26 protein-coding genes are annotated in these 22,500 nt (G+C 36.1%); 8 read left to right on the forward strand and 18 right to left on the reverse strand.

From position 1 onward, the window contains the following. The first annotated feature begins 2 nt into the window (after positions 1-2). Positions 3-809, forward strand: coding sequence for a shikimate dehydrogenase (locus tag MLC44_RS08380; protein ID WP_434656918.1), 807 nt, complete (start codon positions 3-5; stop codon positions 807-809). On the opposite strand, the gene MLC44_RS08385 is transcribed toward MLC44_RS08380, so the two are convergent. The 3 genes from MLC44_RS08385 to mltA are packed head-to-tail and all read right to left on the reverse strand — an operon-like array spanning position 793 to position 3,353. Beyond that, the gene (locus tag MLC44_RS08385; RefSeq protein ID WP_434636362.1) at positions 793-1,683 is read right to left on the reverse strand and encodes a phospholipase A; all 891 of its coding nucleotides are present in this window, start codon (positions 1,681-1,683) and stop codon (positions 793-795) included. The genes MLC44_RS08380 and MLC44_RS08385 overlap by 17 nt on opposite strands. Continuing rightward, positions 1,684-2,253, reverse strand: a complete 570-nt coding sequence (gene recR / locus MLC44_RS08390; RefSeq protein ID WP_151900113.1) for a recombination mediator RecR — start codon at positions 2,251-2,253, stop codon at positions 1,684-1,686. After that, entirely contained in the window at positions 2,250-3,353 is a 1,104-nt protein-coding gene (gene mltA, locus MLC44_RS08395) for a murein transglycosylase A (RefSeq protein ID WP_434579898.1), read from the reverse strand. Before mltA ends, recR begins: the two co-directional genes overlap by 4 nt. Before the next feature lie 87 nt (positions 3,354-3,440). On the opposite strand from mltA, the gene dnaJ reads away from it, so the two are divergent. Then, positions 3,441-4,562, forward strand: a complete 1,122-nt coding sequence (dnaJ, locus tag MLC44_RS08400; RefSeq protein WP_151900112.1) for a molecular chaperone DnaJ — start codon at positions 3,441-3,443, stop codon at positions 4,560-4,562. A 5-nt stretch (positions 4,563-4,567) separates the two neighbouring features. After that, positions 4,568-5,161: a class II aldolase and adducin N-terminal domain-containing protein gene (locus MLC44_RS08405; protein ID WP_151900111.1), complete on the forward strand. Its 594-nt coding sequence runs from the start codon at positions 4,568-4,570 to the stop codon at positions 5,159-5,161. Here the strand turns inward: MLC44_RS08405 and MLC44_RS08410 are convergent. Continuing rightward, positions 5,158-6,453, reverse strand: a complete 1,296-nt coding sequence (locus tag MLC44_RS08410; protein WP_346388874.1) for an adenosylmethionine--8-amino-7-oxononanoate transaminase — start codon at positions 6,451-6,453, stop codon at positions 5,158-5,160. The two genes, MLC44_RS08405 and MLC44_RS08410, sit on opposite strands and share 4 nt — an antisense overlap. 94 nt (positions 6,454-6,547) lie before the next feature. Between MLC44_RS08410 and MLC44_RS08415 the strand changes: the two genes are divergently transcribed. Genes MLC44_RS08415 through MLC44_RS08430 form a run of 4 tightly spaced genes read left to right on the forward strand, consistent with a single transcriptional unit; the run spans position 6,548 to position 10,813 of the window. Continuing rightward, a complete protein-coding gene (locus MLC44_RS08415) occupies positions 6,548-8,014 on the forward strand; it encodes a peptidylprolyl isomerase (RefSeq protein WP_434656920.1) in 1,467 nt (488 codons plus the stop codon). Between the two features lies 1 nt (position 8,015). Beyond that, a complete protein-coding gene (gene ftsA / locus MLC44_RS08420; protein WP_151900108.1) occupies positions 8,016-9,380 on the forward strand; it encodes a cell division protein FtsA in 1,365 nt (454 codons plus the stop codon). 12 nt (positions 9,381-9,392) lie between these two features. Further along, a complete protein-coding gene (gene ftsZ, locus MLC44_RS08425) occupies positions 9,393-10,505 on the forward strand; it encodes a cell division protein FtsZ (protein WP_151900107.1) in 1,113 nt (370 codons plus the stop codon). A gap of 26 nt (positions 10,506-10,531) precedes the next feature. Then, entirely contained in the window at positions 10,532-10,813 is a 282-nt protein-coding gene (locus MLC44_RS08430; protein WP_346388877.1) for a J domain-containing protein, read from the forward strand. Here the strand turns inward: MLC44_RS08430 and MLC44_RS08435 are convergent. The 10 genes from MLC44_RS08435 to MLC44_RS08480 all read right to left on the reverse strand — a co-directional run bounded on the left by MLC44_RS08435 (position 10,810) and on the right by MLC44_RS08480 (position 17,763). Next, positions 10,810-11,769: a hypothetical protein gene (locus MLC44_RS08435; RefSeq protein WP_434656922.1), complete on the reverse strand. Its 960-nt coding sequence runs from the start codon at positions 11,767-11,769 to the stop codon at positions 10,810-10,812. The genes MLC44_RS08430 and MLC44_RS08435 overlap by 4 nt on opposite strands. After that, positions 11,760-12,419 carry an ABC transporter ATP-binding protein gene (locus tag MLC44_RS08440; protein ID WP_434636368.1) on the reverse strand — a complete coding sequence of 220 codons (660 nt, stop codon included), beginning with the start codon at positions 12,417-12,419 and terminating at the stop codon, positions 11,760-11,762. Before MLC44_RS08440 ends, MLC44_RS08435 begins: the two co-directional genes overlap by 10 nt. Beyond that, on the reverse strand, positions 12,416-13,588 hold the full coding sequence (locus MLC44_RS08445) for an ABC transporter permease (RefSeq protein ID WP_346388880.1): 1,173 nt from the start codon (positions 13,586-13,588) through the stop codon (positions 12,416-12,418). The genes MLC44_RS08440 and MLC44_RS08445 overlap by 4 nt, the downstream gene beginning before the upstream one ends. Then, entirely contained in the window at positions 13,585-13,782 is a 198-nt protein-coding gene (locus MLC44_RS08450; protein ID WP_151900102.1) for a hypothetical protein, read from the reverse strand. The genes MLC44_RS08445 and MLC44_RS08450 overlap by 4 nt, the downstream gene beginning before the upstream one ends. Beyond that, a complete protein-coding gene (locus MLC44_RS08455; RefSeq protein ID WP_434636373.1) occupies positions 13,775-14,443 on the reverse strand; it encodes a nitrous oxide reductase accessory protein NosL in 669 nt (222 codons plus the stop codon). Before MLC44_RS08455 ends, MLC44_RS08450 begins: the two co-directional genes overlap by 8 nt. 62 nt (positions 14,444-14,505) lie before the next feature. Continuing rightward, positions 14,506-14,997: a DUF4149 domain-containing protein gene (locus MLC44_RS08460; RefSeq protein WP_418640426.1), complete on the reverse strand. Its 492-nt coding sequence runs from the start codon at positions 14,995-14,997 to the stop codon at positions 14,506-14,508. A gap of 14 nt (positions 14,998-15,011) precedes the next feature. Beyond that, positions 15,012-15,842 (reverse strand): peptide chain release factor N(5)-glutamine methyltransferase, encoded by an 831-nt coding sequence (prmC, locus tag MLC44_RS08465; protein WP_151900099.1) that lies wholly within the window; start codon positions 15,840-15,842, stop codon positions 15,012-15,014. Then, a complete protein-coding gene (locus MLC44_RS08470) occupies positions 15,824-17,083 on the reverse strand; it encodes a M48 family metallopeptidase (protein WP_434579909.1) in 1,260 nt (419 codons plus the stop codon). Before MLC44_RS08470 ends, prmC begins: the two co-directional genes overlap by 19 nt. 42 nt (positions 17,084-17,125) lie before the next feature. Then, positions 17,126-17,338, reverse strand: coding sequence for a hypothetical protein (locus tag MLC44_RS08475; RefSeq protein ID WP_230973313.1), 213 nt, complete (start codon positions 17,336-17,338; stop codon positions 17,126-17,128). A 131-nt stretch (positions 17,339-17,469) separates the two neighbouring features. Further along, on the reverse strand, positions 17,470-17,763 hold the full coding sequence (locus tag MLC44_RS08480) for a Dabb family protein (RefSeq protein WP_151900097.1): 294 nt from the start codon (positions 17,761-17,763) through the stop codon (positions 17,470-17,472). Positions 17,764-17,830: 67 nt separating this feature from the next. Here MLC44_RS08480 and MLC44_RS08485 point away from each other — a divergent pair, with 67 nt between their 5' ends. Further along, positions 17,831-18,022, forward strand: a complete 192-nt coding sequence (locus tag MLC44_RS08485; protein ID WP_434656924.1) for a hypothetical protein — start codon at positions 17,831-17,833, stop codon at positions 18,020-18,022. On the opposite strand, the gene MLC44_RS08490 is transcribed toward MLC44_RS08485, so the two are convergent. From MLC44_RS08490 to MLC44_RS08505, 4 genes are read right to left on the reverse strand one after another with little or no spacing between them, the layout of a single operon-like run. After that, complete coding sequence (locus tag MLC44_RS08490; RefSeq protein ID WP_434656927.1) at positions 18,017-19,348, reverse strand: SLC13 family permease; 1,332 nt, start codon at positions 19,346-19,348, stop codon at positions 18,017-18,019. The two genes, MLC44_RS08485 and MLC44_RS08490, sit on opposite strands and share 6 nt — an antisense overlap. Positions 19,349-19,362: 14 nt before the next feature. Beyond that, positions 19,363-20,250, reverse strand: a complete 888-nt coding sequence (locus tag MLC44_RS08495) for an NAD(P)H-dependent glycerol-3-phosphate dehydrogenase (RefSeq protein ID WP_346388886.1) — start codon at positions 20,248-20,250, stop codon at positions 19,363-19,365. Continuing rightward, positions 20,222-20,941 (reverse strand): NAD-binding protein, encoded by a 720-nt coding sequence (locus tag MLC44_RS08500; RefSeq protein WP_151900093.1) that lies wholly within the window; start codon positions 20,939-20,941, stop codon positions 20,222-20,224. Before MLC44_RS08500 ends, MLC44_RS08495 begins: the two co-directional genes overlap by 29 nt. Next, a complete protein-coding gene (locus MLC44_RS08505; RefSeq protein WP_188110050.1) occupies positions 20,934-22,496 on the reverse strand; it encodes an ion transporter in 1,563 nt (520 codons plus the stop codon). Before MLC44_RS08505 ends, MLC44_RS08500 begins: the two co-directional genes overlap by 8 nt. Positions 22,497-22,500 lie beyond the last annotated feature (4 nt).

The raw sequence follows: 22,500 nt of genomic DNA on the forward strand, positions 1-22,500 counted from the left end.
CAATGCATAAACTTTTCTCCATCTTTGGAAATCCTGTTTCACACTCCCGCAGTCCTCTGATGCACAACAGCGTTTTCAAAAATCTTAATTACAATGCCTGCTATACACGCACGCTTCTCAAAGATGGCAACAAACTCAAAGAAACCTTTTTTTCTCTGGGCCTGAGCGGTGCCAATGTCACAGTACCACACAAAGAGAGCGCCTATGCTGCCTGTGATGAAGTTCGGGGCTTTGCAAAAAAAATCGGAGTTGTCAATACACTTATAAATGAAAACGGAAAACTTATCGGCTACAATACAGATGCTGATGGCTTTATGTATGCCATAAATGAGTTTAAAAATATACAAAATATTTTGGTACTTGGTGCAGGCGGCACAGCAAAAGCTCTTGTGCAAAAATTTTTAGAAGAAGGTTTACATGTAAGCATACTCAACAGAAGCAAGGCACGCCTTACATACTTTGAAAAACTTGACTGTGAATGTTATACATGGGAAAATTTTCAGCCCAGTCAGTATGACTTGGTTATAAATACAACAAGTGCCGGTCTCAAAGATGAAAATCTGCCTGCACCAAAAGAGATGATTGAAGCTGCTTTGCAAAATACCCGCTATGTTGCAGATGCCATATATGGCAGAATTACTCCCTTTTTACAACTTGCCAAGGAAAAAGGTCTTACATGTAAAGACGGTGCAGACATGCTTTTGGGACAGGGAGTTTTGGCAAATGAACTTTTTTGCAACTTTGAACTTGACAAAGAAGCCATAAAAAAGAGATGCAAAAAAGTTTTCTTTACTAACGAGAAAAGCTAAAACCTATAGAAAGTTTTGTGATATCTTTGTTGTAATCTATTAAAGACTCTACATATCCACTAAAAAGTTTTATATACAGATATGATTTGTCTTTTCGTAAAGGGTAAGAATAGGTCGCTTCAACCGCTCCTCTCATACTGTCTATATTCCCTCGTGCCATCAGACTAAACATATGTTTATTATAAAAATAGGTAAATTTTACCTTTGTATACCCTAAATATTTCATTAAATCAGGATTATCACTTAAATTTGCACTTCCCGGGAAAGGTACCAAAAGTGTTAAGTCTGTAATAAGCGTACTATGTTGCAATCGCAATGTTGTATAAAAATAATTTATACTTTTAGAGAGATTAAAACCATTAAATTCTGGTATATACTCTGTATTCGGCTGTCCGTTTGATTTATGTGCAATAGCAAATTTTAATGATCGCATTTGAAATATTGAGCTTTTGTCACTAATGGGAAAAACAACAAATCCTTCAGGGTTATATAAGTTTTCTCTAAAAGGAGAAGATGTAACATATATCTGCCAAAAAGCCTGTTGCGTATATGCCAAAGAGTATTTTTCCCCTAAACCAAAAATATTTTTAAAAACTTGCAATTGCAAGCTCACTTGGATTTCAGCTTCAAACTTATCATATGGCACAATATCGAGTTTATGATTTATATACTTCTTATTTGCAACACCAAAAGGTAAAAGGTAATTTGCTTTATAGGGACGAAGACCAAAAGAGTTATCAAGCCATTTTTGCATATTCTCTTTTGAAGTATCATTTGCAATATTTTCAATATTTATTTTACTTTTTGTTGCATCAGAGATTTGTTCTGCCTGGAGCACCGTTACTATTAAAATCACATATAAAAATAATCTCATCTACACCCTTACTCTATCTTCTAACGCTCTCGTTAATGAAAGCAAATCTATATTTTCCAAACTGACTCCTGTCGGGACACCCTGTGCTATTTTAGAAAAATTCAAATCATATATGCCAAGTTTGTCTTCTATATACAGAATGACGGCATCATTTGCTATTGAGGGCGTAAGCGCAAACAACACTTCTCTTATTCCATTTTGTACAATAGTTTCCAGATGTGTCATACTTAACTCTTCGAGTGATTCCAAAACAAAATATTTTCCGTCAAACAGGCCATTCTCTTCCAAAAGCAAAATATCTTTAGCATTTTCAACTATGCACAATAAAGATGTGTCGCGTGTCTCGTCACAGCAGATATGACACAGTTCATCTTCGCTCATGCCACCACACTCTTTGCATTTTTTCAGACTCCCCAGGGCATCTTCAATAGCATGTGCTATTTTCATCCCTGCAAATGTATCATTCATAATCATATGATACGCCAGTCTTGTCGCCGACTTTTTTCCTATACTCGGCAATTCACCGAGTGCATCAACAAGCCTGTTAAATTTTTCCAAGGAGCTGTTCATTCATTCACTTCTTTTTTATTTGGCATAAATAGCCATAACTGCAATGGTGATTGTAGTTTTCCGGCAATTTTCAATGCATCCTCTCCACTGCCTAAAAACAGATCTGCCCGTACAGGACCTTTGACAGCCCCACCCGTATCTTGGGCAAAAACGATATTATTAAATTTTTCTTTTCCGAAACTTGATGACAAGTATAGCATATTTCCCAACGAAATATATTTTTTATCAACTGCAATAGAACTTTTCTCTCGAAGTTGTAACCCTAATGCACCTGTTGCACCTTTGTCTCTTTTTGTAAAAAAGACAAAAGAGGGATTGTAATCAAGTATTTCATCGATCTGAGAGGGATGTTCCTCCAACCATTTACGGATACTCTGCAAAGAGATGTTTTGCAAAGAAATTTCTCCTTTTTGCACCAAATACTTTCCTATTGATTTATATTTATAGCCATTTTGGTTTTCATATCCTATATACATCGTCGAATTATCATCCAAGATTACCTTTCCTGAACCCTGTACCTGTAGAAAAAATCTGTCTATTTTAGAATCACAGTAGCAAATGACCGAGGCATTTAAATCATGAAGCTTTGCTTCTTTGCGGCTGTAATAAGGAACCAGCCTGTTATTTTGTATCTTTCCTCGAAGCCTGTAGTTTTTGAGTTCGGGATATATAGAACTCAGATCGACAACAACCAGATCCTTCGGTGTTGCATAAATCGGATATTTGTAGGTATCGCTTTTATGAAAAGAACCGTGTATCCGTGCTTCATAGTACCCGGTTAACAAGCCCTCTTTATTTCCACTTTTATCAGCTATTGAGTAAGGGGTGAAGTTATTAAGCAAAAACTGTTTTGCATCTGTTACATGTAAGGCTTTTTGACATAAATTTTTATAGATTTTTTGTCCCTGTGTACTTTTACAGTTATTTGTAAAATTATTTAAGAATTCATCATAATTTTGTTCTTGAAATCCGGGAAGTTTTGAAAAAGATGTTTTGGTAAAATTTACATTTTTTATTTTACTTGGCTGTGGCGACTGTGTATGTTTGTTGCACCCTAAAAAAAGTGTCATCATCAGGAAAAAAAGAGTTGTTTGTTTCATAAACAGTATTATATCATCTAATTATTTTTTTTTAAACTACAAAATGGGTATAATTTCAAAAAAATATTTAAATAGGATTTTATTATAATGGAACACTTAAGCTATTATGAGATTTTAGAAGTATCACAAAATGCAGATAAGGCAACTATCAAAAAAGCTTACCGAACTTTGGCAAAAAAATATCATCCGGATAAAAACTCTGGGGATAAAGAGGCAGAACACAAATTTAAGCTTATTAATGAAGCCTATCAGTGTTTGAGCAATGACCAGCAACGCAGTATTTATGACCGTTATGGCAAGGAAGGTCTCCAGGGAATGGGCGGCGGCAGTCGATCTTCTTCAAGTTTTGATGATTTGGGGTCTATGTTCGAAGAGATGTTCAGCGGATTTGGCGGCGGACGCACAAGACGCCAAAATCCTGCCGATATGGACAAATATCCGCTTGACATGAATGTCGATATTGTCATTGATTTTAATGAGGCTGTATTTGGCTGTGAAAAAGAGATAAAATACACCTATAAAAAAGCCTGTGAATCATGCAAAGGTACAGGAGCAAAAGACGGCAAGCTCTCAACATGTCCGCAATGTAAAGGACAGGGGCAAATCTATATGAAACAGGGCTTTATGACCTTTTCTCAAACCTGTCCGGTATGTAACGGAACAGGTACCTCAGCAACAGACAAATGTAGAAAATGCCATGGCAAGGGTTATGAAGAGGTAAAAGAGACTATTACCATCTCTGTGCCAAAAGGTATTGACAGCGGGAACCGCTTACGCGTTTCAGGAAAAGGAAATATCGGAAAAAAAGGAAACCGTGGCGATCTTTATGTAACATTTGAAGTCAAACCTGACAAACATTTTATAAGAGATGACAACGATGTATATATTGAAATTCCGGTATTTTTCACGCAAGCTGTTAAAGGAGACACCCTGACAATACCTTCTTTAACAGGCGAACTTGAACTAAAACTTGACATCGGAACAAAAGACAAACAACGGTATGTCTTTAGAGGTGAAGGGATAGAAGATGTCCATGGACACGGGAAAGGTGATTTAATCGCTGTGATCAACATCCAGTATCCTAAAAAACTGACTGATGAACAAAAAGAGCTTTTAGACAAAATTCAAGACTCTTTTGGCATAGAATCAAAACCTCATGAAGGTATTTTGGATTCAGTGATAGACAAAATGAAAAACTGGTTTAAGTAACCCTTATGAATAAAACACGCCTTAAAAATCAACTCTCATCACTGGCTCTTTCCATGTTTAGAAAAGATTTTTTTGGCATATATCACGGTTCAATATCTTCCAAAACAGACAAAAGCCGCTTTATCATCAACACAAAAGAGGCTATATTTGACAACATCAATGAAGAGAGTCTTATAGAGTTGTCTTTCAAACAGGACTACAGATGGAAACAGGCAAGTATAGACGCCAATATTCACCAAGGAATCTATTCGCATATTTCAGAAGCAAAATTTATATGCTTCAGTATGCCACAATTCACTACAGCCTATTCACTTGAACATAACATTATCATTCCAAAAGATTATTTTGGATATACAGAGATAGGCTTGGTGGAAATAATCGATCCCAAACAATTTGAAGACTGGTATGAAAGAGCACAAAGTGAAATTATTTTGTATTTTCAAACAAAAAAGACAAATCTGATGGTGATTCGCGGATATGGGGTCTATGCATACAGCAGAGATATTCATGAAATGGCAAAAAAACTTGCCATTTTGGAAAAAAGCTGTCGCTTACTCATGTTAGGTGATTCGTGTAACTCTCTTTGTGATTATGACTAAAGCCCTGTTATGGCTTCATATGCCACATCCATCATAGTATCTATCTCTTCCTTAGTTATCACATAAGGCGGCATAAAATAGACTATGTGTCCAAGCGGACGCAGCAAAACACCATGTTCAAGCCCATATTCATATACTTTTAGCCCTATTCTCTCTTTAGCATCATAGCCTTTGAGTTCCACAACACCAACCATCCCTGTCTGTCTGATTTGTTCTACATTCGGCAATTCTAAAAACCTTTGGAGTTTTTGTGACATATAGTCTGCAAGCTCTCTGTTCTTTTCAATAATATTTTGATTTTCAAAAATATCAAGTGTTGCATTTGCAGCGGCACAGGCTAAGGCATTCCCTGTATAGGAATGAGAATGCAAAAAAGCTTTATGCTCATTATAGTCACAGTAAAATTTTGCATATATGTTATTGGAAGTCAGAACCACAGAAAGCGGTAAATATCCGCCGGTCAAGCCTTTTGAAAGAATCAGGAAATCAGGGGATATTCCTGCTTTTTCACAGGCAAAAAGTTCTCCTGTTCTTCCAAAACCGACCATTACCTCATCGGCTATAAGATGAATATCATATTTTGTACATATTTCCCGAACAAGTACCAGATACTTTGCATGATACATATGCATATAGCCTGCACCCTGTATAAGAGGTTCTAATATCAAGGCACTGATTTGTGATGCTTTTTCCTGACACAGTTCTTCAAACTTCTGCGCTGCTTCTACAGCTGCCGTCTCACTCATATCAACAGGGACAGGTGTTTGAATTGTTTTGATCAAAAGAGGCTCATAGGTCTCTTTGTAAAGTTTCACATCTCCGACACTCAAAGCACCTATGGTTTCTCCATGGTATGAATTGCTTAAAGAAACAAAAAGAGACTTTTTCTTTCCGTCGTTATAATGAGCATGATAACTCATCTTCAAGGCAAGCTCAACAGCAGATGAACCGTTATCTGAGTAAAAACACTTATCCAGGTTAGCCGGTGTTAGTTTTACAAGACGCTCAGAAAGCCTTATAACCGGTTCATGCGTAAAACCTGCCAATATAACATGTTCCAAAGTATCAAGCTGTTCTTTTATTTTTGAATTAATATATTCATTCGTATGTCCAAACATATTTACCCACCAGGAGCTGATAGCATCTATATACCTGTTTCCCTCAAAATCTTCCAGATAAATACCGTGTGCTTTTTTAATCGGAATAAGCGGCAGCGTTTCGTGGTCTTTCATTTGTGTACACGGATGCCAAAGGACATCCAGATCTCTGTTTTTCAATTCATTGTTTTTCATGGGCAAATTATACCTTTTATTTTCTCTCTTTATCAAGTTTTAATACGAATTTACATAGAATATCAAACAATATCACAAACAAGGTTTTTATTATATGATTACATGGATGCAAAGACATAAGAAATGGCTTATTATAACTATATGGATTTCAACAATAGCATTTGTTGGAGCAGGCTTTGTCGGCTGGGGACAATACAGCTATGGCAACAAAGCAGGTGCTGTTGCAAAAGTGGGAAATGTTGAAATTACAAACGGTGAACTGCAAAAAACCTATTCTCGTCTTTATGCACAGTATAATCAAATGTTTCAGGGAAACTTTGATGAAGAAAAAGCAAAACAGTTCGGATTGGACAAACAGGCACTCCAACAGTTGATACAGCAGGCATTGCTTATAAATCTTGCACAGTCCTATGACCTTATTGTAAGTGACGAAGAGATGATTGAAGCACTCAAACAGCAAAAAGCTTTTTACAAAAACGGAGCATTCGACAAAGAGACATACAAGCTTGTCCTTTCCCAGAACAGACTGAGTATCAAAGAGTATGAAACCGAGTTGCGAAAAGAACTTCTTATACAAAAAACTCTGAAACTGCTTCCTGTAAAAACATCAAAAAATGAAGAAAATATTTTAAACACGATTTTCAACATCGCAGACAAAATAAACTATAAAGTTCTTGCACTTGATGACATTCAGGTTTCTGTAGACAATGAAGCATTAAAAAAGTTTTGGCAAAAACAGAAAAACAATTTTATGAATGATGTTGTTTACGAGGTTACTTTTATCAAGGTAGCCCCTGTAACAAAAAAATTCAGCGATACAGAGATTGCGACATACTACAAAGAAAACAGAACACATTTCAAAGGCAGTGACAGTAAAATTTTAACTCTTGAGGCAGCTAAAGAAAAGGTTCTTAGGGAGCTTAATGCAAAAGCGATGAAAGACAAAGCCTTACGAACATATATAGCATTTAAAAAGAACAAACTTCCGGACACTGTAAAACCGCAAAGTACTCAAATCTCAAAATCAAACAATCCGTTCAATGAGCAAACACTCAATACAATTTCCAAACTGGCACTGACGAAACCATATACAAAACCGATAAATATCAATGGAACATACTATGTTTTTGAGTTAACAAAAACAATACCTGCAAAACCAAAATCATTTGAAGAAGCAAAAGCGGAAATTTTACCACTCTATATAACACAAAAGAAAAAAGAAAAACTGATGAAACTTGTCAATGATTCTGTAAATACTTTTATAGGCAAAACTTCTGATTTTCTTACTGTGACTTCTGTAGACAAGTTAGCACCTTTAAGTAAGCAAGAAGCTGCTGATTTCTTACAAAAACTGTTTGTGAGTGATAAAAAAAGATCTTATATCGGTCTGAATAACGGAAAAGTTGTTTTATACAACATTTTGGAACAAAAACTGCTTACAAATAAAAACAACAATGTTAGCGATACTGTCGCAAAATTAAAAAATACTCTGTTTAACGAAGGGCTTATAAAAACGCTTCAAAACAAGTACCAAACTGAGATTTATATTCAAGGACTCTAAATTGAGTAGAACTGTTTTAGCCATAGATATAGGTTCGACAAAAATTTGTGCAATCATTGCAGAAATCGACAATAATCATACAATCTCAATAACCGGTGCAGGCACAACAAAAGCACAGGGTTTAAAAAAGGGAAGCATAACAAACATTGAACTTGCTTCAAGAAGTATAAAAACAGCAGTTGAAGATGCAAAACGGGTATCAGGCAGCAATATCAACACGGCAATTGTTTCCATATCCGGAGCCTATACAAAAAGCCTTAACTCAAACGGCATTGTAAACATTCAATCAAAGGAGATCTCCTTTGAAGAGATAAAACGAGTTATGCACACTTCTTTGTACAACGCCAATATACCAAACGAATACGAAGTTCTGCATGCACTGCCTTTTAACTTTAAAGTAGATGACCAGGACTATATAGAAGATCCGCTTGGGATGAATGCTTCAAGACTTGAGGTTGAAACACACATCATAACGACACAAAAATCAAATCTGAACAATCTTAAAAAAGCTGTCAGGGGAGCTGGTGTCGAGGTGGAGAATGTAGTCCTTAACAGTTATGCTTCAGCCATCGCAACACTCAATGAAGATGAAAGAGAGTTAGGTGCCGCAGTTATTGATATGGGTGGTAATACAAGCAACATTGCCATTCACTCAGGCAATTCAATTCGCTACAATGAATTCTTGGGTGTTGGTTCAAACCATGTAACAAGTGACCTTTCCATGGCCTTGCACACACCGCTTAATGTTGCAGACAAAGTAAAACTGACTTATGGTTCACTGCTCACGCCAAGCAATGATTTAATAGAGCTTCCTATTATCGGGGATGAGAACTCTACGCATGAAGTCTCTCTGGAAGTTGTCCACAATGTTATATTTGCAAGAGTCGAAGAGACATTAATGATACTTGCACAGTTTATAGAAAACAGTGGGCTTAAAGAGCAGATTGGAGCAGGTATAGTCCTCACAGGCGGTTTTTCAAAAATGGACGGTATACGTGACCTGGCTGTAGCAACCTTTGGTTCTGTCCCTGTTCGTTTGGCAAAACCTATTGAGATGAACGGTCTTTTTGACTCACTGCGCGGTCCGGAATATGCAAGTGCTGTCGGACTGGTTATGTACTCTGCTTCTCCTTATACCCCTTATGAGATTGATGTCAACAAAAGAGTCCGTCATACTAATGAAGAGCCGACAGTAACAAACAGTATTGATCTGTCCAATGAACCTGTTATACCTATAGTCTCATCTGAAGAACAAACAGTTAGTGATAAGGATAAAATGGTAAACTTAGAGACAGCAAAAGAGAAAAAAAGTGATGAAGCTGGAAGTTTCAGTAAATTTTGGAACTGGGCAACCCAGTTATTTTAAAGGAGTGAAAGAATGGAACCATTTGTAATAGAAGAAGCACAGAGCCCTACCGGTGCAAGAATTATAGCTGTCGGTGTCGGTGGCGGCGGTGGAAATATGATAGGACATATGATTAATGAAGGTGTAACAGGTATTGAGATGATGCTTATCAATACCGATGCACAGGTTCTCAATGAAACAAATGCCGCTTCAAAGATTCAAATAGGTGCAAAACTTACAAAAGGTTTGGGCGCCGGAATGAAACCAAGCATAGGCAAAGATTCTGCACTGGAAAACTATGATGAAATCAGAGCAGCACTTGAAGGGGCTGACATTGTTTTTATCTCTGCAGGTCTTGGCGGAGGAACCGGAACAGGTGCTGCACCTGTAGTTGCTCAGATAGCCAAAGAAGTTGGAGCCCTTACTATTTCAATCGTTACCAAACCTTTTATGTTTGAAGGAAAAAAACGTTTAAAATTAGCGGAAGAAGGATTAGAAGAACTCAAAAAAGAGAGTGATTCTATAGTAGTTATTCCAAATGACAAACTTTTATCAATCATCGACCGAAGACTGGGACTTAAAGAGAGCTTTAAAATAGTAGACAGCGTATTGGCACAGGCTGTCAGCGGAACATCAGGTGTTATTCTCTCAAGCGGGGACAATGATATCAACCTTGACTTTGCCGACTTGCAAACTGTTATGAGTCACAAAGGTATGGCACTGATGGGTGTGGGGGAACATGAAGGTGAAAATGCAGCCTATGAAGCGATTAAAGCGGCAATAGAGTCTCCGCTCTTAGACAACATGTCCATTAACGGTGCAATGGGTGTTTTGGTACATTTCAGTATGCATCCTGATTTTCCTATGATGGAACTTGCAGAAGCAATGGAAGTTGTCCATGAAAGTGCACATGATGATGCAGAAGTTATCTGGGGAACCTCTACAAGCGAGAAGATTCCTGAGAACTATATTAAAATCACTATTGTTGCAACAGGTTTTGAAAAAGAACTGACAAACAATGAAGATTTTGTCAGTGAAACACCTGCTCCTGTTCGCGCCAAAGTAAGACCAAGACTTGTCGTAGGCGGTGAACTTGACGGTGATTATCTGGATATTCCTGCTTATATGAGACAACAACAAGACTAACTCCATTGCACTCTTTTGAAAAAATAATGAAGGCCAAATCACTCCTTGGTCTTCGCGAAAAAGCTTCTCTCAAAGAAATAAAAAACAAATATAAAAACCTTATGAAAAAATGGCATCCTGACAAACATAAAGACAACTATGAACAGGCAACACAGATGAGTATGCAAATCAATGAAGCCTATCAAATTATACTTGACTACTGCAACACTTATGAATACCCTCTTGATGAAGAGAGTGTTAAAAAATCAACCTACACACCTCAAGAGTGGTGGAACAGTAAATTTGGGGACAACCAACATAATGTCTAAAGCCAAACACCATTTTTTATATAATATGCAAGCGGGTAGTAACTTACAGCTGTAACATACAGAGTTGTAAAAAAAAGCGATATCTTATATTTTGCATTTTCATCTTCTTGCCTGAAAGGAACAAGTCCCAGAACAATACCAAAAAAAGTACCGATAAATAAAAATATATATAACAAATATCCTATATAGTTATAATCTTTTTGCAGCAGACAAAACGGGCAGTGATGTGTTGGCAGTTCGTATATATACGTTCCAAAAAAACCTATGAGTGAGACCAGGGCTGCAATAACAAACAGTAGATTCATAAGAGAAAACAGATATCTGTTTTTTATTTTGTATGCCAATACAATAAACGCAAACAGAGCATAAAAACTTCCAAGAAGCATTACCGGGTTTACACTTAGCAAATGTGCCATGTAGGTACCGTCTGTTGTAGAAAAAATAGCACCGCAACAGTCTACAACACTCTTTGTATCTATAGAAAGAAACATCAGGCTCTCCAGCCCTATTTCGAGGATGAGCAAAAAATATGCAAACAAATATATTTTTAACTTCAATTGTAAATATATCTGTTGTTCTGATTTCATATCTTCATTGTTAAGTACAAGCCAGTAGGCAAAAATATATAAATTGATAACCTTAAGTATCAGAAGATAGGTACCGTATTGTGTTGCATTGACGACACCGGCTCCACACATTGCCCCGGGTAAAATATTTGAAATATCATCAAGAGTAAAAATAAAAAATATAAACAATAAAACCTTGGTATAAAAAATAAATTTTATAACTACACTTACCAGATAGCTTTGTTTTTCCAGATTATACTGTAATGGAGTTGTAGCATTCCGGTCGTATCGGGAGACTATTTTCACACTGTAATAAAATGCAAGAGTGGCGAAAACAACAAAGAGCAGATTCAGTATGTCTATTGTCAATACTTCAGGCGTCAGGAGCATAGCAGTTTACCATTATGTATCTCTACAACACGATCCACAAAATCCAAATCAAAAAAAAGAGGGTCATGTGTTGCAACGATGACAGTTTTGTTCATAGACTTTAATTCTTTAAGAATTTGTATGAATTCACAAGAGAGCTTTTCATCCAGATTTGCAGTCGGTTCATCTGCCAGAATTATTTTTGGATTGTTTACATTTGCCCTGGCTATTGCAACTCTTTGCTGTTCACCACCCGAGAGATTCTTTACCCTCACATCTTTTTTATGTTCAATGTCAAACATCTTCATTACAGAAAAAAGCTTTACATGTAAAGCCTTTTCATCCAGGTTTAACGGCACCAATGGCAGTAAAATATTATCACGAACACTCAGCGTCGGAATCAAATTATATTTTTGAAATATAAATCCGATATTGTCTCTTCTGTATCGGGAGCAAAAATGATCCGGCAGTTTTGAGATATGTTTGTTTTCAACCAGGACATCTCCACTTGTCGGTTTGAGCAGTCCGGCAATCAATGAAAGTATGGTACTTTTTCCACTGCCACTGACCCCTTTTAATATGACAAGTTCTCCTTCGCCAATTTCCAAATCAATGTTATCCAAAGCTTTTATATCATCATAAATTTTGCTTACATGTAGCAGTTTTATCATCGTATTACCTCATCAGCATCAAGCGTAGCAATTCTCCATGACGGAATGATTGTTGCAAACATATATACAGGGACACTGAGCAAAAAAAGTAAAAGCAGTATCTTATAGTCAAGCACAAAGGGAAGCGTAAAACTATTTGCAATATCATTATAGTCTATAAATATGTTTTTGAGTATCGGCGCATTTAAAATATACACATAAAAGAGAGCCAGGGTTATTCCCATAATATAAGCGATAAAAGAGATAATGAGACCTTCATATATGCGTGCTTTAAGAACATCATCAATTGTCCAGCCTATTGCCTTAAGTATGCCTATCTCTTTTTTTTCTTCACTGCTGAGTCCGCTGGATTTATCATAAACAATCATAAAAAATGTAAAAAGAGTAATTGTAAACAGAATTAAAAAAACAGTGCTGGTATAATTAAACTGGTTTTCAAGTGCTGTTTTCAAATCTTTTCTCGCAACAATTTTAAAAGTTGGAAATCTATTTTGAATCTTTGACATTATGGAAGGAAGTTCCAGAGGGTTATTGACACGAACAGCCAAATCTGTAGCCTCACTGTTTGTGTAACCAAAAATTTCTTTCACAGTATCTTTGTTCATAACAATCATATCATTTGATTCCAACTGTGTTGCGGCTTTGAATGTTCCGGCTATATAAATTTTTTTTACTGATAAATCAGGAGAAATAAAATTAAAATATTCTTTATAATAACTTGCATCCAATATGCGTTTGACTCCCTCTCCTACAAGCATAGACGAAGCATTCAGTTCACTGTTCTTTATTATATTTTCAAAAGTAGCATTGTATTGATTTTCAAATTCATCTATACCTACTACAATAAATCTTGCATGCATATGTTTAAACCAATAATATCCCCATACACGTGCATTTACATCAGATACACCTTTAATATTTACAATGCTATCTATAACATGCTCATCCACAGTGGTATCTCTGCCCGCCTTTTGATTTGTCACTATAATTTGCGGTTGGGCATCAAGTGTTGATTCCAGTTCATACTTCAGCGAGTTTTGCACAAAAAAGAATGACGCCAACAGAGTAATGAGCAGTGTCAGTATTATAAGAATAAATATGTTCTTTGCTTTATATCGTAAAATATAATTGATGGCATATTCCAGAAGATGAAAATTAATCTTTTTCACGGTATTGCCTTAATAGAGTTGTTTTTCAGCGCCAAAACAAAATTGGAAACAGTTGTCATTTGTACAAATTTTTTCTTTTGCATACACTCTTGTTTTGTCAGCGTATCATTCATCTGTAGATAAAATATCTCTCCCACACTCAAAAGCACTAAAGCACTACATGTAAAGAGACAAAAGCGGCTTTTTTTATTCATCCAGTTTATACACATCTTCAGGCGTGATATCATCAAACTTGAGTATCTTTTTTCCCTTGTGGTCAAGATAAAACCGTTTGGCAGATGCTTCATCCTTAAAAGCTATCAACTCATTTCCCATGGGTCCGTACACATCACTCCACATAACAAAATAGGCTTTTTTTGCATCAATAACCTGCTGCGTATAATACTCTTGCACCAACATATGTTTTATTTTCTTCGGATGTTCAAAATAGTACTTCATCATATCTTTAATTCCGTCAAAAGATACATTTTTGTCAGTATACTCTATACGTGAAATCCAACTTGGATATTTATATAAAAGCATACCGCACACAGGACATTTTTCATCTTTTAAAACAGTAAGTTTGCAAAAGTGTCTGTGTTTGCCTGAGACTCTTTTAACCTCCCACAGATAAAGCGCCAATGCCTCCAAGTATTTTTTATTGAGTGTTGCACAACTCTTTTTTGTAAGCAAAGCATTTGAGAGTTCTTCATAACTGTTGTATCTCTTTACGTCTATATCAGAACATTTTTTCTTATAAATTTTTTCACCCATAGGATAAAGCTTCTTCTCTTTAAAGGCCTGTGAATAATTCGGATAAGAAAAAAGAAGTGTTGAAAAAAGAGGAACAAGAATGAAAAATTTAAAAATTGACATAAAACCACCTACTACAAAAATATGTTCAGGACAAATCTTATCAAAATAGTGTTAATTTAGCGTTAAAGTTGCCTGGAAGGTACTCTTAAGAGCATCAATCTTCTGACAAACAGAACCAAAAGAGCAAATGCCAGTATTTTAAAATCTATCTCACTTGCAATATGAAGATGTTCAAAGGTATCGCTTTGTGTAGCTTCTGCTCCCAGTGCCTGCATAGAAAGGATTTTTGGAACATACACTGCAGAAAACATCAAAGATGCAAATATCACTGTGACAGCCGCTGCAAAACTGATGGCATCACGCTGACCCATTTTATAAGCCATGGCCTCATACAAAGCGACAAAAGTTGCTACAAAATAGGTCCAATATGAAAACCTGTGAAAAATTTCTCCCATTATAATACCCGCATTATAATGGTCTATCAGTAAGTTGACCGTAATCTTGTCTGTATGAAAAACAACAGGCGCAACGATAGCACCTAAAACCAAAACAGCCCCAAAAGTAGCTGCTAAAACAATAAAATATGTAAAATCCAGATAAATATTTTTTTTCATTTTGTAAAACCTTGTTATATTTGTAATGTAAATCCGCGATCGAACGAGCTGTAGTCTTTGTAAAAAGTTATAGATTTAAAATCTTTTCCTTGCATATAATCCTGTATTTTATCTTGTTGGTCATAACCAATCTCACAACTAAAAAATCTAATCTTTTGCCTTAAGACTTCATCAAGAAGTTCTTTAATAATTTCATCACCGACCTCTCCCCCAAAAAGTGCATTTTGCGGCTCATAGGAGAGATTTGATTCCAAAGCAGTACCATTTTCAATATACGGCGGATTTGAAACCAGATAATCAATTTTTTCACAAACCGGTTCAAGCAGAGATCCTAACCGCAGTTCAATCTGCTCCTGCAGTCCAAATTTTTCTATATTTTTTTGTGCCACATCCAAAGCTTTTTGAGAAATATCCACTGCGATGATTTTAGAGTTTTTAAAAGTCTTTGCAAGCATTATAGAGATGATGCCGCTCCCTACTCCGACCTCGGCAAAAGTGAAAGCACTCTTTTTATCCGGTACGTTTTTGATCACTTCATCTATCAGCAGTTCTGTTTCGGGACGGGGTATCAGGGCGCCCTCGTCTATGTAAAACTCTTCACTGTAAAAGCTTACCCGCTTTGTGATGTATTCAAAAGGTTCATTGTTTTGCCGTCTTTGTACCCATTCAAAAAACTGCTGTGAAATTTCTACAGAACTGTTTTGATGGGTAATGAGCCAGAGTTCATCCACTTCAAGATATTTCATTAAAAGCAGCTGTGCTTCTCTTGGGGCTCTTTGTACACAAGGCTGTAGATTCTGTGTAACCTCACGAAGTAAATCTTTGACTATATATCTGCTTCGCATTTACCCTCAGTACCGCTCTTTTCTATATATCCCACATCCATGCCGAGTTCCTTTAATCGTTCAATCACAGGAGGATGTGTATAGTGAAAGAAAATATACAAAGGATGCGAAAGCGGAAAACTTTTGTTTTCATTTACCAGTTTTTTCAGTGCATTTGCAAGTTCAATTGCACCTGCGCTTCCGCCAAGTTCACTCCCCGTCTTATCCGCTTCATATTCGTTATGCCGACTGACAATTCCCATAACAGGCATCATTACAAAACCAAGTACCGGCATAAACAGCATCAGTAAAATCATAATGACATAGGGCTGTTTGGAAACACCGAGTTCCAGGTAAAGCGAATCCGGCAAATTACCAAAGATTGCAAACATTGCAAAAAGCATCACACCCACCAAAGCAATATTTTTATAAATATCCCCATGGGCAAAATGTCCGAGTTCATGCCCTAAAACGGCTAAAAGCTCCTTCGTTGTCAGTTTTTTAAGCAAAGTGTCAAACAAAACAACTTTTTTAGCTTTTCCGAATCCGCCGAAATAGGCATTGAGCCTGTTATCCCGCTTACTCGCATCACTTACAAAAACACCCGAACTTACAAAACCTGTTTTGTCCATAAGTCTTTTAATTTCACTGTCAAGTTCTGCATCTTCAAGCGGTGTCAGTTTATCAAAAAACATTGCACGAAAAGTAGGATAAAGCATATTTATCAAAATCACTATCGCAAAAACAAACAAAAAGCTCCACAGCCACCACAACTCAAAGTTTGCAATGATTTCATAAATACCCCACACAACCAGAGAACCAAAAACAATTGTCAGAAAAAAAGAAATAAACGTATCTTTTATCCACTGTCCAAGGGTTGAATTGTTAAAGCCGTATTTTGCATCAATCACAAATTTTTCATAATAGGAAAAAGGCAAAGAAATGATATAGTTTACAACCACAAAACTCATGACTATAGCCACATTCATCAATGCCTGGTTTGACAGAGTATAGTACTGTTCAACAAGGTACTTTATCCCAATGCCGATCCAGGCAATAAACACAAGATAGTCAACAAAAGTATTTACAATCGAGAGTTTTTCTTTTTCAACAGCATAATTTCCCGCTTTTAAGAAATCAGCAGCAGACAGCAAAACCGGTGTTTTTCTTTTTATGAGATTAATATAGCCTATCTGCATTACACTTGTATATATCATGATCAATACATAAAAACTATATATACCCACTATTGTCATTAACATGCCACTACCGCCTTATTTTAATTGAGAAATTATAGCTAAAACTTATCTAATTGGAATACTTTTGCTTAACGGAACGATTGTTATTTCATCTTTTACAGGAATAACATCTCCTTTGTCATCAAATATATTATATGCGATCATATATACAGCGCCTAAAAGAAGACCGGCAATGATAACCGCCCATACAATTCTCTTTTTTTCGCCTTTTAACGTATTGTAATCACCCATATCTTCTAATCTTGGTTCTGACATCATTTTCCATCCTTTATAAATATTTTGTGAGATTGTATCAAAAATAAATATAAGCTGATGTGATAAAAAAGAGCTAGTTTGACGATTTAAGTCTATTTTTTATTTTGTTTTATCGTCATTTTAGAAAAATTCAGTTACTCAAGTATATAATCAACAACTTTTGACTCTACAGTAACTTCTTTGATAAAAGAGACCACTTTGAGATGCTCTTCATGTGTCGCATATGTTTCAAGATCTGCTTGGGTTGCAAATGTTGAGTAAAGAGAGAGGTCCATAGCTCTGTCTGATTCATTAAAATTAATACCAACTTCAATGGTTCTGAGCACATCAATACTTTTTTCCAGACTTTCAAGTTTCGCTTTTGCCTTTGCTATATTTAAAGCTTTGTTTTCATCTTTAAATTTAAACATCACTATATGGACTATCATTTTTCAACCTTTAGATATTTCTTGCAATATTAGCAAAGATTTTATAATATTTTGCTAAGATACCTGTATGAAAGAGTTATACGGTGTAGGAATTTTATTTTTTTATTTTTTGAAATGGCCAATCGCCGTTGTTTATCCGTATATGCTGACACATGGTCTGCAGCATAATCCAATTCTGGATATTTTATGGCTCTACTCTGTATTTTTAATCTTCAAAGACCTTTACATGTACATCAGAAAAAAGAGTGACAAACTATAAAATATTTTTCCAAAAATATTCTGCAATAAAAACGATAAAAAATATTCCAAGTAAATTCAAAACTATTCCGTATTTCAGCATATCTTTTACCCCGACAGCTCCGCTGCTCATCGCAATAGCATTGGGCGGTGTGGCAATAGGCAGCATAAAAGCATAACTGGCACACAGGGTAGCCACCATCATGAAAAGTGTTGTATTTATGCCGGACTGCTCTGCTACAGAATAGATAACCGGCAGCATTATCGAAATCAGTGCCGTATTTGACGTAATTTCTGTCGTAAAAGTTATCAATACAGCAACACTCAACAGAAGAAGCAATGGTGAAAGTTCAGTCATATGTAAGAGATATGATGCAACCTCATCTGCCAGTCCGGTTTGTGCAAAAGCTTTTGCAATAGAAAAACCCGCACCAAATAAAAACATTATGGCATAAGGAATTTTTTTACTGTCCTCTTTCCATTGCAGTATATTAAAAGGCGGCATAAACAGTGCCAATCCAAAACCAAGCAGTATGCCACTCTCACTCATACCAAGACCATTCCAATAGGGTCTTACAGGAGCGTTGACAAACAAGACTGCAATTAAGCCCAACATTAAATACATCACTTTTTTCTGTGATGGCTCTAAAACTTTTTTTTCTATTTTTGTCTGTATCGGTATTGCATTGACACCGTAACTCAGTAAAAAACCGACACTTGTCAACATAAAAAGAGAGAGTGGCACAACCATAAACATCCACTGGAAAAACGGAATAAGCTGCATACTGTGTTCTTGCATAATACCGAGCAAAATCAAATTTGGAGGTGTGCCGATGGGTGTCAATATACCTCCTATACTTGCACCATAAGCAATAGCAAGGGCAAAACGCATTTTTAATTTTATATTATCTGTTAAAAAAACTGCAATACTGATAAGTAACAGGGTTGTTGTCGTATTGGACAAAATGGAACTTAAAAGAGCTGATGTCAGTGCAAGAGAAAATATCATCCCTCTTGGTGTTGCAGGAAACAAACCCAAAAGTTTATTGGCTACATGTAAATGCAGCTTTGTTTTCTCAACCGCTATTGCAAGTAAAAAACCGCCAAAAAAGAGATAAATGATAGGATTGGCATAATTTGTGGCAGTCATTTTTGTATCTAAAATCCCAAAGGCAGGAAAAAGAACTATCGGTAAAAGAGAGACTACGCCCAATGGCAGACCTTCGTTTGTCCAAAGCGTTACAAAAAAGGCTATACACCCTATAAGGGTACTCTGTTGGAGTGTAAAAAAGACTCCGCTTAGAGCAAAAAAGAAAAGTCCTATACTCAGTGCCACTGCTATTTTCATATATATCCTGCTTTCTACTTTGTCAATAGATCTTTCAAACTTTCATGTGGGTTTTTTCCCTCAAGTGTCAGATACACTTCTCTCGCAATAGGAAGATACAAATCATGTTTTACAGAGATGTCATGCAGCGCATACGCAGTTCCTATTCCCTCTGCAACTTCGCCCAATGCTTCAAGAATTTCTTTTTGAGTACGGCCTTTTGCAAGACCGATTCCCACTCTGAAGTTTCTGCTCATGGGAGAAGAAGCTGTTAAAAACAGATCACCTGCACCACTTAACCCTATGAAACTCTCCTCTTTTGCGCCGTATGCAATGCCAAAGCGTTGCATTTCAACCAAACCGCGAGATATCAACGCTGCAGCTGCATTATTTCCCAATTCCAATCCATTGCATATGCCTGCGGCAATCGCAATGACATTTTTGTATGCACCGCAAACTTCTGCGCCTGTCACATCATCTGAGGTATATGTTTTGATAAAAGAGGGAAACAAACCACCCAATTCTTGAGCAAGTTTCTCATTCGAGGAGTTTATAACCAAGGCAGTCGGCAGTGACTGCATCACTTCTGACGCAAAAGAGGGACCGGATAAAAAGGCTATATTTTCATCGGGAACATACTTTTCATATATTTCATTTAAAAACTTTCCGCTTGTAGCCTCTATGCCCTTCGATGCCACAAGAATTTTTTGGTTTTTAAATACAAAATTTTCTTCAAGCCAGCCTGCTATCTGCTGTGCAGGTACTGTAATCACAAGATACTCACATTCAAGAATCTCATCCAGAGTGACAAAATTGTCTAAATCTCTCGGAGTTCTAGACGTTATAAGAACACTGTTTTTTTCACTCAGGGCAAATGCCAAAGCACTGCCCCACTTACCTGCTCCAATGACTCCAATTGACATATCGCTTACTCCCAATCAAATTTTCAAATTCCTGTATATCTTTTTCATATCCTACAATTACGAGAATATCACCGCTTTTTATAACATGCTCTTTTGCTTTGTTTGAATATATAAATTCACTCTGCATATCTTCGTGCATCACAGACAATACCAGTATGCCATTATATCGTGTCCAGTCTATACTTTTAAGTTTTTCATCTTTAAAATGACTTGTGTCGTCAATTTTAATTTGTGCAATTTTGAGATCACTCTCTTCATATAAAATACTGTGCAGTACCTTGTTTGATACCGGCTTTTCCAATACATTTGCAATAATATCCGATGTCGTTTCTACAATCGGAATGACTTTTGTGGCTCCTGCCATTTTCAGTTTATCTGAATTTTCTTTATTTGATGCAATGGTTATAATTGTCAGGTTTTTAAAACTTGAACGCAGTGATATCGTTAAAAATATATTTTCGGAAGGGTCTTCCAATGCACAAAAAGCTATTGAATTTTCAATATCGACATTGTTTTCTATATCTTCCCACTCATCACTTAAATCAAAAAGTTCCACATCATACAAACCCTCTTTTTTATCATTGTCATCCAAAGAGTATACTTTGATGCTGTTGTATTTGTCTTTTACATTTTTAATTATTTCATAGGCGTATTTATTGTGTCCAAATATCAATGCTGTAGTTTTAGTCATCATGTACTCTTGTATGCAAATATTTTTCAAATTCTTTAATATACACCTGATATCCAATGACCAAAAGATAATCTCCGGCCTCCAACAAAGTGCTGTCTAAAGGGTTAAAATAAAAACGGTCTTTTTCATGCTTATACACGCCAAGCAAAACGATACTGTAGTGTTTATTGTTCAAATCTCCGACTGTAGGAAAGTTTTCTACAATTCTTTTGGTGATGCCGATCTCATCGATAATTACATCAGAATCCTCACTCCTAAGCTCATGAATCACTTCAAAAGCAACAGGCTTTCCTACCAGCTCTTTCGTTATAAGTCCCACAAGCTCCTGAGGATAAACTATTTTATTGATGCCTACAAACTCCAGTTTGTTACGGTTTGCATCATTGTTTAACAAAGACAAAATCATAACATCTTTGTTTAAAGACCGTATAGTCAAAGCGGCATAAACATTGTCTACATCATTTTCACGCAGACACAGCACTCCTTTGAGTTGTTTTTTCATATCTATGTTGAGTTTTTCATAGCTTTCTTTATTGCCGGGATTATAATTTAATGTAGTATACCCGTCCAGTTTTGCATTTTCCACCCTTTGGGTATCTTCATCAAGAACGATAATGTTATGCCCGCTTTTTGAAAGTTTTCTGGCAACTTCCCTGGCAACATTTTCATATCCGCATATCAAATAAAATTTTTTTAGTTTGGCAATATTTTCAATTGTTTTTATCTCTTTGATCTCTTCAAGCTTCTCGGTAAAAGCAGAAACAAACAAAGATGTAGTAAATGCCAAAACTGCAATACCTGCAATGATAACGATGATGGATACAAAACGCCCTTCGCTCGTTACCGGAACTATATCACCGTATCCCACAGTTGAAATGGTCACTATAGCCCAGTAAAGTGCTTCAAAAAGAGTATCAACAGGAGAGTCTGCCCTGTTGCCTTCCATAACATAAATCAAAACAGAAGAGATAAAAATAACGACAAAGGCAAAAATACCAAGCGTAAAAAACTCAAACTTTTTTGTTGCAAGAACAGAACTCAGTATTTGCAAACTTTTGGCATACCGAAAAAGTTTAAAAACCCTAAAAAGAATAAATATACGCAACAGTCTCAATTCATGGAAAAACGGTAAAATTGCAAGAAGATCTATAATGGCTTTTGGTGATGCCATATAGCTGAGTTTTACTTTTGCGATCTCTTTAAACGCCTTGTAAAGATTAACCTCTCGAAGCAAAAATGTATCATGTTCCGCTCGTTTGACAATAATTTCACTGACACTGCTGTTTACCCACAAACGCAACATATACTCTATAAAAAAAATGATAGAAATTACATAATTGCTAAAAAACATCAGGTAGTCATTTACATGATGTTTGACTTCCCGAATTAAAACACCCACACTTATAAAAATAAGCAGAATCATAAAGATATCTATATATCTTTTATATTTGCATTTGTCATTCTCTAAAATATTGTAAAAAAAGTTTTTAAAAGACTGATACTTTTTTGAGGTATTTAAAAAATAGGCCGCATCAAGTATCAAACTTTTTATCATAGAA

The organism is Sulfurimonas sp. NW9 (assembly GCF_051132275.1).
In the GTDB taxonomy this organism is placed as follows: domain Bacteria; phylum Campylobacterota; class Campylobacteria; order Campylobacterales; family Sulfurimonadaceae; genus Sulfurimonas; species Sulfurimonas hydrogeniphila.